This is a genomic window from Sphingorhabdus sp. (genome assembly GCF_041737645.1).
GTDB lineage: Bacteria > Pseudomonadota > Alphaproteobacteria > Sphingomonadales > Sphingomonadaceae > Sphingorhabdus_B.
Genome location: NZ_JBGSRI010000049.1, coordinates 25,704 through 42,988, shown reverse-complemented (window position 1 = coordinate 42,988; position 17,285 = coordinate 25,704). Strand labels below are relative to the sequence as shown.

The window sequence follows — 17,285 nt, the reverse complement described above, 5'->3', positions numbered from 1 at the left end:
TGGCGGCGCGAACATCTCAAGATGCGCTTCATGCTCGACAGCAAGGGCGCTAAAGGCACCTTGATCGGACACAAGCTCCCGGCCTGAATTCAGCTTTTTTCGGATCGCGCGTCGCTCACCATATCTTCGGCCAGATCCAGCCCGCGCTTGCCCGCGGCGGCGGTGTGGGCAGGGGCATGGGGTGGTTCGATAAATTCGGGCTCCTCAACCTCCAGCATGCCTTCCCATTTGGTGATGACCGACGTTGCCACTGCATTACCCACGACATTGGTCGCGGTGCGGCCCATATCGAGGAACTGGTCAATGGCAAGGATCAGGGCCACGCCTTCAACGGGCAGCCCAAACATTGCCAGCGTGCCGGTAATCACCACCAGCGAAGCACGCGGTACCGCCGCCACGCCCTTGGACGAGATCATCAGCGTCAGCAAAATCAGGATCTGCGTCATGATGGGCAATTCGATGCCATAGGCCTGCGCGATGAAGATCGTCGCGAAGCTCATATACATCATCGAGCCATCAAGGTTGAAGCTGTAGCCCAAGGGCAGCATGAAGCCTGAGATACGACGCGGCACGCCGAACCGGTCGAGCTGTTCGAACAGCTTGGGCAACGCGGCTTCGGACGAGGCGGTCGAAAAAGCGATCAGCAGCGGTTCGCGGATATAGCGGATCAATGTCCAGATCCGATTACGCAGGAATATCCAGCCGATGGTCAGCAGCATGACCCATAATATGACCAGCGACATATAGAATTCGGCAAGCAGTGTCGCGTAGCTGAGCAATATCGCAAGTCCGCTGGTCGCCACGACTTTCGCTAAGGCACCGAAAACGGCGACCGGCGCATAACGCATGACATAATGGGTAATCTGCAACATCATTTCGGCCAGCGCGTCTGCGGCACGGACGAGGGGCGCACCCTTTTCGCCAAGTGCCGACAAGGCGACCCCTGCAAAGATCGAGAACACAAGTATCTGGAGAATGTTGTTCGTGGCCATCGCCTCAAACGCATTTTTCGGGAAGATGGAGAGTATGAATTCAAAGAAGTCGAGTTTCTTCACCTCGCCCAAGGCTGTCGCCGCGTCGGCGGCTGCGCCCAAGGGGACGCCAATTCCTGGCTGGAAAATGTTGACCATCAACAGGCCGAGGCCAATCGAGATGAAGCTGGCGAGGATGAACCATGTAATCGCGCGGAACCCGATCCGGCCAAGCGCGGTGCTGTCGCCCATATGTGCGATGCCCACAACAATCGTCGAAAGTATTAGCGGCGCGACCAGAAGCTTGATGAGATTCAGGAATATGTCCGACAGCAATTTGAAGGTTTTGGTCAAATTTTCAAAAGTGCTGCTGTCCGGCGCAACGCCGATATGGACTGTATATCCGACGATGATCCCGGCGATCATCCCGATCAATATCCATAATGTCAGACGCTTATCCATAGATTTCCCTCCGGCCCCTTTGGCTCAACTGACGCTACACAGGCAAAATGCTCCCCGCAACCAGTTACGGACGTAACTTGTGTCGACGTTCGAACGAAGGCATAAGCATTGAAATAAAATTACAACGGTTTGCGTCGTATCAATATGGGCGAATCCCGATTGTTAAGGGCTCAGGAGAAACTTTCATGGCTGCCGCCAAAATGTCAAAACCATCTTCAAACGTCGAAAACAGCTTGTTGAAAGCAATGGCAACAGCGTTCGCCGACAGCGCCTTGCCGGGCGAAAATGAAGGGTTTGACACAAAGGCGTGTGAAGAGGCGGCGCGCTTTACCCTGCAATTGGCGCATGATCGCAAGGCTGGATCAGCGGGCGTGGCGCTCGACAGTTTCACCGACCCGCAAGGCCGCATGGCAATGCGTATTGCCATGAACAACGACGACATGCCGTTTCTGGTTGATTCTATTTCAGCCGCCGTGGCCGCCAAAGGCATCGGCGTCCGGCGCTTGATCCATCCGGTTTTGAGCACCACCCGCGACGAATCCGGGCTGTTGAAATCGGTCAACCGCAAACGCGACGCATCGATTACGCGCGAATCCTTCATCTATCTTGAAACCGATCGCGTCGATGCAAAGGAGCGGCGCGCATTGGAAGATGATTTGCTGGCCGTGCTGCGCGACGTACGCGGCGCAGTCACCGATTGGCGCAAAATGCTCGGCGCGATGTCGGAGGACGCAGATAGTTTGCCCGATGGCGAAGGTGCGGCGCTGGTGCGCTGGTTCCTTGAAAATAATATGACCATATTGGGCCATGAAAATTTGTCGCGTGACGGCAAAAGCACCAAACGGCTCGGCCTGTCCCGCGTAAGCAACGCGCCGCTTCTGTCGGAACTAAGTGTCGGGCTTGCGATCAAATGGTTCGAAGAAGGCGGTCGTGCGCCGCTGATACTCAAGGCCAATCGCGTTTCGAGTGTTCACCGTCATGTCCAGCTTGACCTTGTTGTCGTGCCGGTACGCGACGGCAGTGCGATTACTGGCCTATCGGTTTCCGCCGGTCTTTGGACCAGCGCGGCGCTGGCGACGGCACCTGATCGTATCCCGGTATTGCGGACCCATCTGGCAACATTGATGGAACGGTTCGGCTTTGATTCGTCTGGACATGCCGGCAAGGCAATGACTCATGTTCTGACATCTTTGCCGCATGACCTGCTGGTTTCGCTGAAGTTGGCAGAGCTGGAACGTGTCACATTGACCGCCATGTCGCTGACCGATCGTCCACGGCCCAAATTGTTAGCAATACGATCACCTTTGGGTCGCCATTTGTATATTTTTGTCTGGTTGCCGCGTGATGATGTGTCCACGGGCATGCGAAAGCAGATTGAGGATATGCTAGTCGCTGCAACAGGCGGCGCGATGCTGGGCTGGACGATCAGTCTGGAAGACGGCGGCATTGCCCTGCTGCGCTACACGCTCGATTTGCCTGACCGCAATCAAAAGGTCGACGAAGGGCAATTGGACGATAAACTGGAATTGATGGTCCGTGGCTGGGAACCAGCGGTGGAGGCTGCGCTTGCCCGTCTGACCGATGAAAAGCGGGCGGCCGCGATGCTCGTGCGGTATGGCGCGTTGTTCCCCGGCAATTACCGAACCCGCTATTCATCGGAAGAAGCCGCGCGCGATATGCTTGGTCTTTTGCAAATGGAAAGGGACCATAGCAAGATCACGCGATTGTCCAGCGATGGCGAGATGTTGCGGCTAAAAGTATTTAGCGAAGGCGGTGCGATGCCGCTAAGCGATATGGTTCCGGCTTTGGAAAATTTCGGTTTCGACGTGTTGGAGGAATCTCCCACGGCACTGAACGATGGCAATTATATCCATGACTTCAAACTGGGTTTGCGCGGCAGCGATGCGGCCAGCGTCATGGAACGGGCACCTATACTGGAAAGCGCGCTGAGTCAGGTTTTGGACGGCGATGCAGAAAATGATGTGTTCAACCAACTCGTCACTGTCGCCGCGCTGCAACCTCAATCAGTCATCTTGTTGCGCGCATGGTACCGCTATTTGCGCCAGACGGGCGTGTCCTATGGTATGCCCACTGCGGTTGCGGCGCTTGCCAAACATGCAGGTGTCACCCGTGCTATTATCTCGTTATTCGACGCCATGCACGACCCTGCGGCGACTGGAGATCGAGACAAGGAATCTGCTAAATATATAAAAGTGATAGACGCAGGTCTTGCCGCCGTTTCTGCGATTGATGAAGATCGGATATTGCGTCGTTATCTGGGTGTTGTGCGGGCAACCTTGCGGACCAATGCCTTTGCGCCTGCCGCCGCCGATGCGCTCGCTTTCAAGCTTGATAGCGCGAAAGTTCCGGGGCTTCCTGCGCCATTACCCTGGCGCGAGGTTTTTGTGTATTCGCCGCGTGTGGAAGGAATCCATTTACGCGCAGGGCCGGTGGCGCGTGGTGGCTTGCGCTGGTCCGACCGCCGTGACGATTTCCGCACCGAAGTGCTTGGCCTGATGAAAGCGCAGCGCGTCAAAAACGCGGTGATCGTGCCGACAGGTGCAAAAGGCGGATTTTATCCCAAGCGCCTGCCCGATATGCGGGTTGATCGTGACGCATGGTTTGCCGAAGGCACCGAAAGCTATCGTCTGTTTATCCGCACTTTGTTGTCGATCACTGACAATATTATCAACGACAAGGTCGTACATCCTGAATCGGTTGTGATCCATGATGGGGAAGACCCCTATTTTGTGGTTGCAGCAGATAAGGGAACCGCCACATTCTCCGACACGGCAAATGCCATTGCGCTTGAACATAATTTCTGGCTGGGCGATGCGTTTGCCAGCGGTGGTTCGGTCGGTTACGACCATAAGGCGATGGGGATAACCGCCAAGGGCGGCTGGCTTTCGGTGCAACGTCACCTTGCGGAAATGGGCATAAATGTTCAAAAAGAACCAGTCACGGTTGCCGGTGTCGGCGACATGTCGGGCGACGTTTTTGGCAATGGCATGTTGCTGTCAAAAACGCTGAAAGTGGTTGCCGCATTTGACCACCGCCATATCTTTTTCGACCCCAGCCCCGATCCTGCGATCAGTTGGAAAGAACGGCAGCGATTGTTTAACCTGCCGCGATCAAGCTGGCTGGATTATGACTCCAAATTGATTTCCAAAGGCGGTGGTGTCTTTGCGCGTAGTGAAAAAAGTATCAAAACCACCCCCGAAATCAGGGCTTTGCTTGGCATAGATGCCAAAGAAGTTGAACCATCCGAACTGATGATCGCGATATTGAAAGCGCCGGTTCAGCTGTTGTGGTTTGGCGGAATTGGCACGTATATCAAGGACAAGAGCGAGAGCCATCTGGATGTGGGTGACCCGGGCAATGATGCGATCCGCGTGAATGGCACGGATGTAAGAGCGCAGGTTATCGGCGAAGGCGCAAATCTGGGCGTCACACAGGCGGGTCGCATCGGCTTTGCGCTTCGTGGCGGGCGCATCAATACCGATTTTATCGACAATAGCGCCGGCGTGGATTGTTCGGATAATGAGGTGAATATCAAAATTGCCCTGAATGCAGAAATGCGTGCAGGCAAGTTGAAGGAACCGGTGCGTAACAAATTGCTGGTCGAAATGACCGATGCCGTCGCGCATTTGGTGTTGGAGGATAATCGCCTGCAAACGCTGGCGCTTTCCATTGCCGAAACGGGCGGGGCGGGCGATTTGCCTGCTTATGTGAGGTTGATAGAAACCTTTGAAAGCAATGGACGGCTTGACCGTGTGGTCGAAGGCATTGCCCCCAATGAAGAACTTTTCCGCCGTGCCAGCGAAGGCAGAGGGCTGACACGCCCTGAATTGGCGGTCCTGTTGTCAACGGCAAAGCTGGCCGTGCAAGATGGCGTCGAACATGCTCCCCTTGCCAAAGATGAATCGATGGAAGGCGAATTGCTTGCGGCTTTTCCGCAGGCCATGGTCAAAAAGCATAAGTCCGCAATATTGGCGCACCGTCTGCGTAAGGAAATCATCGCGACCAAGCTTGCCAACCGGATGATAAACCGATTGGGTTTGCTGCATCCGTTCGAACTGGCTGAAGAAGAAGGCTGTGGCTTGGGAGAGGTTGCCGCCGCCTTTGCAATTGCCGAGCGGATCTATGATTTGCCTTCTTTGTGGCAGGCCATCGATACCGCAGAAATGCCCGAAGCAACACGTCTATTGCTGTTTAACCAGACATCGGTCGAAGTCCGCGCGCAAATGGCAGACATTATCCGCAACGCGACCGAAGGCCGCGATGTCGGGGCGACAACCGCCGTCTATGGGCCAGTGGTGCAAAAACTATCGGAATCGCTCAACAATCTTTTGCCAGCAGATGTCCGGCATCAGACCGAAAGCTTTGGCCTGCGTCTTGTCGACAGCGGCGCGCCGCGTAAAATTGCCGACCGGCTGGTCAAAATGGCGCAACTTGATGGGGCCATCGGGCTTGCGGCTTTGTCCGCAACGCAAAAGGCAGATGTGACGGCGTTGACGCAGGCATTTACCGCAATCGGTGATGCTCTGGGGATCGGTTGGGCGCAGGGTACGGCGATGCAGATGGACCCGCATGATCCGTGGGAACGCCTTCTGGTTGCCGGGCTTGCGCGTGATTTTCAGGCAATGCGGCTCGACTTTTTGCGACGTCGCGGGGCCAAAAAGTCACTGGCGGACGCTCAGGCATGGCTATCGGAAAATGACGGGCGAGTTCGGTCATTCAAGGCGATGGTAGACCGCGCGCGCATGGCCGGAATGCCAACCCCCGCCATGCTCGCGCAAATTGCGGGACAGGCGAGGGTGTTGCTGGGGCGTTAGAAACTCAGGACTTGGATGCCATCAATCCGGCGACGTTACCCTTGGTCGATGGGTTGGAGGCATTTTGTTTTTTGGGCTTTTCGGCCTTTGGCTTGCGGGTTTCGCGGTTCGTTTTCTTTTGGCTTTTTGCCATTTTTTCTCTCCTGGGTTTACGCAGCTAGTGCTGGCGTGGGGGCAAGCGGGCCGATGTTCGCAATATTGCGAAACTGGCGATCAAATGGCGCCGACCTTACCAGCAGGGACGTCGCACGGCGGCTGGCAGTCCCCGGTATATAGGGACGACCGGCCGTAAATATAAGGGCCGCAGGCGATTATTCGGCGGCTTCGGTCTCCATCGCCCGCTTGTAAATGATGTTCAGCGGATATTTGAACATCTTCATCAATATGGGTTCGAAAAATTCGAGCGGCAGGGTGTCATATTCGGGGTCGAAAGCAGGACAGTCATATTTGTCGATGAACTCTTCGGTATCGGCAAACCATTCATGCCCCCGGAACTGTTCGCGCATATCGCGGTCAAGGCCGAGATGGTGGAAGAAATTATGCCCTTGGAAAATGCCGTGATGCTGGACAATCCAGTGCAGCTTTTCCGACACAAAGGGCTTCAGGATCGCCGCCGCAATATCCGGATGGTTCGCCGCGCCCAGCGTATCGCCGATATCGTGCAGCAAGGCCATGATGACATAATCTTCATCGCGGCCGTCGCGATAGGCGCGGGTCGCAGTCTGCAGCGAATGGGTCAGCCGGTCGACCGCAAATCCGCCAAAATCGCCGTCGAGCAGCTTGAGATGGTCCAAAATCCGCTGACCGCCATTTTGCGCGAACGGAATATTGTGCCGCATGATGATCTGCCAATCTTCCTGTGTGCTCTGCGACATGTCGTGAAAACTGGCGCGATCGTCCTGATTGTCCATGTGACTCTTCCTCTCGTCCTTATGCTATCATAGCTTTTGTGTGAAACAAGGGCTTCATGCGCGCGCAAAATGCGGCTAGACCATAAAATATGGCGGTTCTAGAGCTTACTGATAAACCCTTTTTCGCGGACAAGAACCGGGCATTCTGGAACCTGCATTCCGCCGGTTGGGCAGGGGCCGTTATCTTGCGCGCCGCATCCGGCATCGCACAGGGGCAGCCTGTCAGCTTTCTGGTCCCCATCCTCATCTCCGCTGTCACTGGCTATTCCATCACGCTTGTTCTGTCGGTAATCTATCGTTTCCTGATCGACCAGCGTCCGTTCATTACCTGGAGCCTGACCTTTGTTGCCATGTCGGTGGCGACCATTGGTTACGCTTATATTGATGTGTGGGTGCTGCAGACGATCCGCGACGGTGTGGACGAAACGCCGTTCGCACAGCTTTGGCTGGCCGCGATCTATATCAACTCGGTGCTTTTGGCGGCGTGGTCGGCGCTCTATTATGCCATCAATTACTTCGTCCGCGCTGAAGAGCAGGCGGACCAGATGATGCGGCTGGAGGCGCAGGCGACCAGCGCGCAGCTAACGATGCTGCGGTATCAGTTGAATCCCCATTTCCTGTTCAATACGTTGAACAGCATTTCGACGCTGGTCCTGCTGAAACAGACCGAACAGGCGAACGCCATGCTGTCGCGCCTGTCGTCATTCCTGCGCTTTACCCTGATAAACGAGGCGGCGGCCAAAGTGCCATTGACGCAGGAAATCGAGACGCTGAAGCTGTATCTCGATATCGAAAAGATGCGCTTTGAAGAGAGGCTGCGGACGTACTTTACGATCGATCCAGCCGTTGAAAACGCGCTGGTGCCATCGCTTCTGCTGCAACCACTTGTCGAAAACGCCATCAAATATGCCGTTACGCCAAAAGAAGAGGGGGCGGATATTTCCGTCACGGCTCAACTCGTCGGTCAAAGGGTTCGCATTACCGTGTCCGACACAGGCCCGGGGTTGCAGCCCGGCCAACAAGACCAAAGCTTGTCAACAGGGGTCGGAATGGCCAACACCCGCGAACGGCTTTCCCAAGCCTATGGCGAAGACCAGCGGTTTGAATTTTATATAAAGGCGAGTGGCGGTTTTGAAGTTCTATTGGAACTGCCGTATCAAACGCGCATTATACCTGTCGAAGAGAATCAAGCGGGGGCAAAATTACAAGGAATGATAACCGCATGAGCATTCGTACAATATTGGTCGATGATGAAAAACTGGCCATTCAAGGAATGGAGTTAAGACTTCAGGCTTTTGAAGATATCGAAATCGTCGCCACCTGCCACAATGGCCGTGAAGCGATCCGCAAGATCAAAACCTTGAAACCTGACCTTGTATTTCTGGATATCCAGATGCCCGGTTTTGACGGCTTTTCGGTGGTGCAGGGTATCATGGATATCGACCCGCCACTCTTTGTATTCGTTACGGCCTATTCCGAGCACGCGATCAAGGCGTTTGAAGCGCAGGCGATTGATTATCTGATGAAACCGGTCGAGCCGGATCGGCTGGCCGATACGATGGAGCGGGTGCGGACACGCCTTGCCACCAAACGCACCACCGATGAACTGGAACGGCTGCGCAATGTCATTAACGAAGTGGCACCCAATGCCGCAGATAATCTGCCATCGATGGATGATGACCTGACATCGACGCGCTTTGAAAAGCTGATCAACGTCAAGGACCGGGGCCAGATTTTCCGCGTCGATGTTGAAAGTATCGAGCGGATCGATGCAGCGGGCGACTATATGTGTATCTACACTGCCGAAACCTCGCTGATCCTGCGCGAAACCATGAAGGATCTGGAAAAACGCCTCGACCCCCGCACATTCCAGCGGGTACATCGCAGCACCATCGTCAATCTGGATCAGGTGCGTCAGGTCAAGCCGCACACCAACGGCGAATGCTTTCTCGTGCTCGAATCGGGCGCGCAGGTAAAGGTAAGCCGGTCCTACCGTGACGTTGTCGCGCGATTCGTCCACTGATAAAAGGAGAATAGGGATGGCCGAAACCGACGTCACGCCCCGCATGAAAGCCAGCGACTTTCACCCTTATATCCTCGAAATCTTTGACGGCTATGTGCATGGCAAGCTCACCAAGCGCGAATTCATCAGAGAAGCGGGCAAATTCGCGGCTGCCGGCGTTACCGGATTGATGATCCTGAACCAACTCGCGCCGGATTATGCGCTGGCGCAGCAGGTGAAGGCGGATGACCCGTCTATCGTCACGAAAAAGGTCGTTGTCCCCAGCCCCGAAGGCCATGGCACAATCAACGGCCTGCTCGCGCGTCCGGCCCAAGCCAAGGGCAAGCTGCCTGCGGTTCTGGTGATCCATGAAAACCGCGGTCTGAACCCCTATATCGAGGACGTGGCACGCCGTTTGGCCAAGGCTGGATATTTGGCACTGGCTCCGGACGGGCTGACATCGGCCGGTGGCTATCCCGGCAATGACGAAATGGGCCGCGAATTTCAGGCAAAGCTTGATCCTGCGATGCTTTTGGAAGATTTCTTCGCCAGCTTCGAATATCTGCGCGATCATAGCGACAGCACCGGTAAAGTCGGCGCGGTCGGTTTCTGCTATGGCGGCGGCGTGTGCAATGCGCTTGCCGTTGCCTATCCCGACCTTGGCGCATCGGTGCCCTATTATGGCCGTCAGCCGAGGGCAGCGGAAGTCGCGGCTATCAAGGCGCCGCTGCTGATCCATTATGCGGAAGCGGACGAACGGGTCAACGCAGGCTGGCTACCCTATCAGGCCGCGCTGATATCCAGCCAGAAGCGCTATGAAGTGCATTTCTACCCCGGCACCCAGCACGGTTTCCACAACGACAGCACCCCGCGTTATGACAAAGCGGCTGCTGAATTGAGCTGGTCGCGGACCTTGGCCTTTTTCAAGGCGAATTTGGGCGGCTGACGGGGCGGTTTCTTTTTTCGTCAGAAGGAAGAAGGAAATAAGGAAAAAGGTTTTTAAGGCACCCCTCTCCCCTTCAGGGGAGAGGATACGAAGCCTTGGCCGCAAGGCCTAGGCGCAGTTGGAGAGGGGTTCGACGGTGAGGTTTGTGCGCCAACTCCCCCTCTCCACTTCGTCTAATGGCTAAAGCCATAAGACTACGTACCTCTCCCCTAAAGGGGAGAGGAATGATGATGTCTCGAAATCGGAAATCTTCATCAAAAGTGGACTTTTAGGACACGACAACATACCCGCCGCTCAGTCGAACGTTTACGCGCGCCAAAAACTGACATAGCATGGGCTAATCGAATGAGGTCCGAATATGGTCGCAATGCAGCTTGAACCGATCGGCCCCAACATATGGGTGGCAATCGGCACCGAAATCAAATTTATGGGTTTGCTCTTGAGTACCCGCTCCACGATCGTCCGTCTCAACGATGGAAGCGTGTGGATGCACTCGCCGGTTTCGTACAATTCTGATCTCGCGACGGAGATCGAGAACCTTGGGCCTATCCGTTATCTGGTAGCGCCCAATATCTATCATCACTTCTTTCTAAAGGAGTGGCAGGGTTATTACCCTGACGCTGAGCTCATCGGGCCACATGACCTGCCTGCCAAACGGCCAGACCTGATTTTTTCCGCCTTGTTTGATGATCTGCGATGTGATCTATGGTCCGGCGAGATCGACCGGGTTGTTTTTACGGGCAGCCGCGCTTTCGACGAGCATGTGTTTTTCCACCGTGCATCGCGAACGGCGATACTCACGGATCTGATCGTGAATGTGCGACTTGATAATCAGTCAACGCTTGGTCGCTTGATTGCCCACCTTGAAGGGGTCGCTCATCCCAATGGGCGCACGCCCTTACTTTATCGCCTCGGAATGCGGGACAGGGCAGCTGGTGCCAAGGCGGTAGCGGCAATATTGGGCTGGGGCGCAACGCAAGCCGTCATTTCCCACGGGGAGTGGTTCCGAGAGGATGCGACCCAGGAACTCCGCAAACGGTTCGCTTGGCTTCCGCTTTAGTGCTTGCGTCATCCAGAACCTGCCTCTCCGCTCCCCACAACATTTCAGCCATTCCCGAATGCTACGCAGCACAACAAAGCCGGCCATTCGTTCAGATCAATCCTTCCTCCCCGCCGTTTCGAGTTGCAAAGGCGCAGATTTACCTAACCTTCGTGCCAGAGGATTATCTGGAAAAAAAGAGAAAGAAGAAAGAAGGGCAGGGTGCGTGATGTGTCTCGGGCTTCATCCCTTTTTTCTTTTTCTCCTTATCTTTGTGCCTTCGTGTCTTTGTGTGAGATTTTCTCTCTCTCCTTCAGGGGAGAGGTGCGAGACTTGCGAACTTGTTCGCTAGTCGCAGCGGAGAGGGGTTGGACGGTGAGGTTTGAGCGCGACCTCCCCCTCTCCAACTTCGCCTAGGCCGGTCGGCCAAGGCTTCGTATCCTCTCTCCTAAAGGGGAGAGGGGCAGAACCCCAAACCCTCTACCGCCGCGCCGCAAAAAAAGCCTTTAGCAACCCGGCCGCTTCATCGGCGGCAATTCCGGCATACACCTCGGGACGGTGATGCAGCGTGGGTTGGTCGAACAGGCGGGGGCCGTGGGTGACGGCTCCGCCTTTGGGGTCTTCCGCTCCATAATAGAGCCTTGCGATGCGGGCGTGGGCGATTGCGCCTGCGCACATCGCGCAGGGTTCAAGGGTCACCCACAACTCGCATCCGGTCAGCCGGTCGTTGCCGAGCGCCGCCGCAGCTTCGCGCAGCGCGATGATTTCGGCGTGGGCCGTGGGGTCGTGGCTTTCCAGCGGGCGGTTCGCGCCGCGTCCGATGATCTGCCCGTCCTTGACCACGATGGCGCCCACGGGTACTTCGCCGGACGCGGCTGCCGACCGCGCGAGAGCCAGCGCTTCTTCCATCATTTCGCGGGCTTTGGGCAGGGACATGGCCTTGCGCTACTCGACATTGGCGTATTTGGCTATATCTGCGACTTGACCTTTTTCGCTCGGAAGGTTAGGGGCAGCGACTTTCGCGGGTCAGTGATTCCGCATACACTCATTTTATACAGGATATACATCATGGCGCGCATCTGCGAACTCACCGGTAAGGGCCGTTTGGTCGGCAACAATGTGAGCCACGCCAACAACAAGACAAAGCGCACGTTTCTGCCGAATCTGCAGAATGTGACCTTGCTGTCCGACGCGATGGAACAAGGCTACAAGTTCAAGGTATCGACGCATGGTCTGCGTTCGGTTGAACATGTCGGCGGTCTTGATAACTGGTTGCTGAAGACATCGGACGAAAAGCTTTCGACCAATGCGCGCAAAGTTAAAAAAGAAATCGCCAAGAAGCAAAAGATCGCTGCATAAATTCGGGCGCTAAACCAGCGCCTAATTCAGAGATTCAAAACCGGGAGCGGCCACCGCTTCCGGTTTTTTATTGCCTCCGCGTTCCGCAAGCCGGAATTTCATCAGGATCGTGCGCTGCAAAATATTGAAATTACTGTCTGAAATCAGCCAGATGATCGTATCGTTGCCAGCCTGTTTCACCGCAATGCCTTCCATATTGTCGACCAGCAATGGTGCCGACAAGGATGCAATTATTCTGCTGTCCCAATTGATATTTTTGGCCAAATCCGGCGGCAATGCGATGCCCAGCTTTGCGGAAAATCCAGTGGGTAAGCCAACCGAGCGGTGCAGCAGCATGATCCTGCCGTCCGGCAATTGAGTCCCGTCTGTCGCCCGGTAGCCTGCCGGTGGGCGATAACGGAAACTGGTTTTTACCGAACCGGGTTCGACGGGGTCACCGGAAAATAAGAGTGCCTGATGCGTGTCGTCGTCTTCAAGGCTTTCCGAAATGATGATGAAACGGCCATCTTTCATGCGGATCAATGTTTCTGCACCCTTGTTTCGGGGCCAAAGTTGCATTTCTTTTGGACGGATCACGCCGTCGAGTCGGGCAAAAGATCGGGAAAAGCGCCGAATGGCGTGTTTGGCTTCGTAACTGATCCAGAATTGGCCGCTCTCTGCATCAAACGTGATACCTTCGCTATCCCTGTCGCGATAATTGCCGCCCGGTTGAACGGATCCGGGCAACGGCGCGATAAACGGCCTGTCGATTCGATCATCATTGGTCAGGCCAAAGCCGATCAGCGTACCTGCGTCGCTTATTCCGATGAAACGATCATCGGGCAATGCGGCCAACCCCGATATGCCGCCGAAATCTTCATTCGGGCTATCCAATTCCCATGCCGACAAGAAAATAAGCTCGCCCAAACGACGTTGGCCATGGTGGGCGGGATCCAACTGTAACGGCTTGATGCCTATAGACTGGCTGTGGTTCGGCTGGATGATGCGGACACCACCGACAGTAAGCAAGGCGAGCAAGATTATCGGGATCAGACGCGGCAATTTCACAACCATGCAACCTCGGCCCTGTTCATCTTAAATGGCGCAAACATGAACGAATGATAACAGACACATTCAGATTACGCTAAACCAGACTGCTCCATAGCAGCATTGTCGGGAAAACAAATTACCCCCTGTCCCCGAAATGGGTCGGCACGAAACGAACTGGAGAATAGACATGACGAAATTCCGTAAAAGCGTTGGAACCCTTGTTCTTGCTGCGACTGCCCTAACAGGCTTTATTGCAGTTCCCGCACAGGCCGATCGCGGATATAATGATGACTATTACAGCGGTGATAGCCGTTACGACCGTTATGATCGTTATGACCGCTATGAACGCAAGAGCCAACGTCGTGGTGACCGTTATTACCGCAGCAACGCGCGTTGCGACAAAGGAACGGGCGGCACGATTATCGGTGCTGTAGCTGGCGGATTGCTCGGCAATGAAGTCGCCCGCCGTGGAAACAGAACAGAAGGCAGCATCATCGGCGCAGCGGTAGGCGCGCTGGCTGGCCGCGCCATCGACAAATCCGACAGCAATTGCGGCCGTCGCTATCGTTAATTCAGCAATTTCGCTCTGCGGTGTCCCTGAACCTTCTCTGCCGCAGAGCGGAAACTAGACCCTTCGAGGGGGAGGCCAGTACCGGAGAGGGTACTGGCCTTTTTTCGTTACAACTGAAACTTGTCTGGGGGAATAATATCCGGCAAAGCGGCAGCATGACCATATCGCTCGACTCCGCACGCTCCGCTATCCGTCCGTTCCACCGTATGCCCGAACCTGAGGTGCTGGCCCCGTTAGTTGTGGCCGCGCAGGCGGATGCATCGGATCGTGCGGGGATATTGGCGATTGCGCGTGACCTGTTGAAGGATCTGGGCGCAGCGCAATCGGATGGCTGGGTGAACCAGTTCCTGCAGGAATACCGCTTGGGCACCGAAGAAGGCACCGCGTTGCTTTCGCTGGCGGAGGCATTTTTGCGGGTGCCGGACCCTGAAACCGCCGACCTGCTCATCGCCGACAAGCTGACCGATGCCGACTGGCGCGGGCATAAGGGGCAATCGTCGAGCCTGCTGGTCAACAGCGCAACCTGGGGGCTGGTGCTGGGCAAGGCGGTGCTGGGGGATAGCAACAGCAGCTTGAAGCGGTTGATCGCACGTGCGGGCGAGCCCTTTGTACGGCAGGCGGTGGGTGCGGCGATGCGGTTGATGGGGCAGGTCTTTGTCATGGGCCGGACCATCGACGAAGCCATGAAGCGCATGGATTCCAAGGAAAACCGGGGCTTTACCGCAAGCTTCGACATGCTGGGAGAAGCCGCCCGGACCCGCGCCGATGCCGAGCGTTATTTCGAAGCTTATGCCAATGCTATCGCGTCGGTCGGCAAGAATGCGGCGCGCGGGCATAGCGTGTCGGTCAAGCTGTCGGCCCTGCATCCCCGCTATGAAACGGCGCAGGCGGCGACCTGTGTGCCGGAACTTGCGGCGATGGTGCGCGAATTGGCGGCCAAAGCGGCTTCGCTCGGGGTGCAGTTGACCATCGATGCGGAAGAAGCGGCGCGGTTGGAGATGAGCCTGGATATCATCGAAAGTGTTGCGCGCGATCCGGCGCTGAACGGCTGGGACGGGCTGGGCATGGCGGTGCAGGCCTATTCAAAGCGCGCGCGGCCGACCATCGCATGGGCCAATGCGCTCGGCGTCGAAACGCGCCGGATCCTGCAGGTAAGGTTGGTAAAGGGCGCCTATTGGGACAGCGAGATCAAGCACGCGCAGGAACGTGGCCTGTCCGATTTCCCGCTCTTCACACGCAAGCCAGCGACCGACGTGTCCTATCTTGCCTGCGCACGGGATATGTTCGACGCGGCGCATATCCGCCCCGCATTGGCGAGCCACAATGCCCTGACCATTGCGACCATCGTGCAATGGGCCGGAAACCGGCGTGACTTTGAATTCCAGCGTCTGCACGGAATGGGCGACGGGCTTTTCGAACGGCTGGTGCAGGACGAAGGCTATCATTGCCGCACCTACGCGCCGGTGGGCGGCCACCGCGACCTGCTCGCTTACCTCGTTCGCCGCCTGCTGGAAAATGGCGCGAACAGTAGCTTTGTCCACCAACTGGCCGACCAATCGGTCAGCGAGGATGAACTGCTCGCCGACCCGGTTGAAAAGGTCATGGCGGTAGGCGGCACGGGGCATCCTGCCATCGCTTTGCCTGCGGACATGTTCCAGCCCGAGCGGGTGAATAGCCAAGGCCTCGACCTCGACGATGCCGCGATATTGGCGTCGACGGCAGCGGAAATCGCCAAACCGGCCAAGCTTGCCATAGCCGCAGGCCCGACTGCATCCGATGCCGTGGGCCGCGCCTTGGCCGCTTACCCAGCGTGGTCGTCCACATCGCTCTACACCCGCGCCGAATGCCTGGACCGGCTCGCCGACCTGCTCGAAGAAAACCGCCTCAAGCTGATGGCGCTGGCTGTACAGGAGGCGAAAAAGACCATCCCCGACGCCCTGTCTGAAGTGCGCGAGGCCATCGATTTCTGCCGCTATTATGCGGCGCGCGCGCTAACCGATCTGGCGCCGGTCGAACTGCCCGGGCCGACGGGCGAGCGCAATATCCTGCGCCATGAAGGCCGCGGAGTCTGGGTCGCCATCGCCCCGTGGAACTTCCCGCTCGCCATCTTTCTGGGGCAGGTGGCCGCCGCATTGGTCGCTGGCAACACGGTCGTCGCCAAACCCGCCCCGCAAACGCCCGCCATCGCTGCCTATGCTGTCGCGCTGGCGCATCAGGCCGGTGTCCCTGTGGATGCGTTGCAGCTGGTGACGGGCGCAGGCGATGTCGGCGCGCAGTTGACATCCGACACCCGCATTTGCGGCGTGGTCTTTACCGGATCGGTCCCCACGGCCAAGGCCATCGCCCGCAATCTGTTGCTCGACGATGCCCGGCCGCTGGTTCCGCTGATTGCCGAAACCGGGGGTTTGAACGCCATGATCGTCGATTCCACTGCGCTTTCGGAGCAGGTTGTGCGCGATGTGATCATTTCGGGGTTCCAGTCGGCGGGGCAGCGCTGTTCGGCCCTGCGCTTGCTTTTGCTGCAGGAAGATATCGCGGACCATACGCTCGAAATGCTGCGTGGCGCGATGGATTGCCTTAACGTCGGCGATCCGACCGATCCCGCGACCGACATTGGCCCTGTGATTGATCAGGCATCCTATGACAGGCTGATGGTCTATCGCCAAAGCGTGAAGGACCGCATCTTCCACAGCGTCGCTGTGCCGTCCAAGGGGTTGTTTGTCCCGCCGACGGTGATCAGGCTGGACGATCTCGACCAGTTACAAAACGAATGGTTCGGTCCGCTGGTCCATGTCGCAACATGGAAAGCCGGTACGCTGGAGGCGACGGTACAGCGTGTTAATGCCAAGGGCTTTGGCCTGACCATGGGCCTCCACAGCCGCATCGCGCGCAGCAGCGAGGCGGTCGAGCAGATGGCGCGGGTGGGCAACCTCTACGTCAACCGCTCGATGATCGGCGCTGTCGTGGGCAGCCAACCGTTTGGCGGGGAAGGTCTATCGGGAACCGGACCCAAAGCCGGTGGACCACATTATCTCTACCGTTTCTGCGCGGAACGTACGACCAGCACGGATACGACAAGCGCAGGCGGCAATGCCTCGCTGCTGTCGTTGGAGGATGAGGTTTAGGCGCAGGCCCTAAAAATCCCGCTCAACCCGCCGTA

General features: G+C 56.7%; 13 protein-coding genes. 8 read left to right on the top strand and 5 right to left on the bottom strand.

Going from position 1 to position 17,285, the window contains the following annotated elements:
- Positions 1–89 precede the first annotated feature (89 nt).
- A complete protein-coding gene (locus ACEW72_RS08900; RefSeq protein WP_373476028.1) occupies positions 90–1,433 on the bottom strand; it encodes a dicarboxylate/amino acid:cation symporter in 1,344 nt (447 codons plus the stop codon).
- 185 nt (positions 1,434–1,618) lie between these two features.
- Here ACEW72_RS08900 and ACEW72_RS08895 point away from each other — a divergent pair, with 185 nt between their 5' ends.
- Positions 1,619–6,268: an NAD-glutamate dehydrogenase gene (locus ACEW72_RS08895; protein ID WP_373476027.1), complete on the top strand. Its 4,650-nt coding sequence runs from the start codon at positions 1,619–1,621 to the stop codon at positions 6,266–6,268.
- A 4-nt stretch (positions 6,269–6,272) separates the two neighbouring features.
- Here ACEW72_RS08895 and ACEW72_RS08890 read toward each other — a convergent pair whose 3' ends face one another.
- Together ACEW72_RS08890 and ACEW72_RS08885 are read right to left on the bottom strand one after the other, a co-directional pair.
- Positions 6,273–6,401 carry a hypothetical protein gene (locus ACEW72_RS08890; RefSeq protein ID WP_373476026.1) on the bottom strand — a complete coding sequence of 43 codons (129 nt, stop codon included), beginning with the start codon at positions 6,399–6,401 and terminating at the stop codon, positions 6,273–6,275.
- A 178-nt stretch (positions 6,402–6,579) separates the two neighbouring features.
- Positions 6,580–7,179, bottom strand: coding sequence for an HD domain-containing protein (locus ACEW72_RS08885; protein ID WP_373476025.1), 600 nt, complete (start codon positions 7,177–7,179; stop codon positions 6,580–6,582).
- Between the two features lie 89 nt (positions 7,180–7,268).
- On the opposite strand from ACEW72_RS08885, the gene ACEW72_RS08880 reads away from it, so the two are divergent.
- The 4 genes from ACEW72_RS08880 (at position 7,269) to ACEW72_RS08865 (ending at position 11,187) form a co-directional block, all read left to right on the top strand.
- A complete protein-coding gene (locus tag ACEW72_RS08880; protein WP_373476024.1) occupies positions 7,269–8,405 on the top strand; it encodes a sensor histidine kinase in 1,137 nt (378 codons plus the stop codon).
- On the top strand, positions 8,402–9,202 hold the full coding sequence (locus tag ACEW72_RS08875; RefSeq protein ID WP_373476023.1) for a LytR/AlgR family response regulator transcription factor: 801 nt from the start codon (positions 8,402–8,404) through the stop codon (positions 9,200–9,202). The genes ACEW72_RS08880 and ACEW72_RS08875 overlap by 4 nt, the downstream gene beginning before the upstream one ends.
- Positions 9,203–9,218: 16 nt before the next feature.
- Complete coding sequence (gene yghX / locus ACEW72_RS08870; protein WP_373476022.1) at positions 9,219–10,127, top strand: YghX family hydrolase; 909 nt, start codon at positions 9,219–9,221, stop codon at positions 10,125–10,127.
- A gap of 367 nt (positions 10,128–10,494) precedes the next feature.
- Complete coding sequence (locus ACEW72_RS08865; protein ID WP_373476021.1) at positions 10,495–11,187, top strand: DUF4336 domain-containing protein; 693 nt, start codon at positions 10,495–10,497, stop codon at positions 11,185–11,187.
- A 459-nt stretch (positions 11,188–11,646) separates the two neighbouring features.
- On the opposite strand, the gene tadA is transcribed toward ACEW72_RS08865, so the two are convergent.
- The gene (tadA, locus tag ACEW72_RS08860) at positions 11,647–12,102 is read right to left on the bottom strand and encodes a tRNA adenosine(34) deaminase TadA (protein WP_373476020.1); all 456 of its coding nucleotides are present in this window, start codon (positions 12,100–12,102) and stop codon (positions 11,647–11,649) included.
- 132 nt (positions 12,103–12,234) lie between these two features.
- On the opposite strand from tadA, the gene rpmB reads away from it, so the two are divergent.
- Positions 12,235–12,525, top strand: a complete 291-nt coding sequence (rpmB, locus tag ACEW72_RS08855) for a 50S ribosomal protein L28 (protein WP_373476019.1) — start codon at positions 12,235–12,237, stop codon at positions 12,523–12,525.
- A gap of 21 nt (positions 12,526–12,546) precedes the next feature.
- On the opposite strand, the gene ACEW72_RS08850 is transcribed toward rpmB, so the two are convergent.
- Positions 12,547–13,578 carry an esterase-like activity of phytase family protein gene (locus ACEW72_RS08850; RefSeq protein WP_373476018.1) on the bottom strand — a complete coding sequence of 344 codons (1,032 nt, stop codon included), beginning with the start codon at positions 13,576–13,578 and terminating at the stop codon, positions 12,547–12,549.
- Between the two features lie 163 nt (positions 13,579–13,741).
- On the opposite strand from ACEW72_RS08850, the gene ACEW72_RS08845 reads away from it, so the two are divergent.
- Positions 13,742–14,125: a glycine zipper 2TM domain-containing protein gene (locus tag ACEW72_RS08845; protein WP_373476017.1), complete on the top strand. Its 384-nt coding sequence runs from the start codon at positions 13,742–13,744 to the stop codon at positions 14,123–14,125.
- Positions 14,126–14,280: 155 nt separating this feature from the next.
- Positions 14,281–17,250, top strand: a complete 2,970-nt coding sequence (locus ACEW72_RS08840; protein ID WP_373476016.1) for an L-glutamate gamma-semialdehyde dehydrogenase — start codon at positions 14,281–14,283, stop codon at positions 17,248–17,250.
- Positions 17,251–17,285 lie beyond the last annotated feature (35 nt).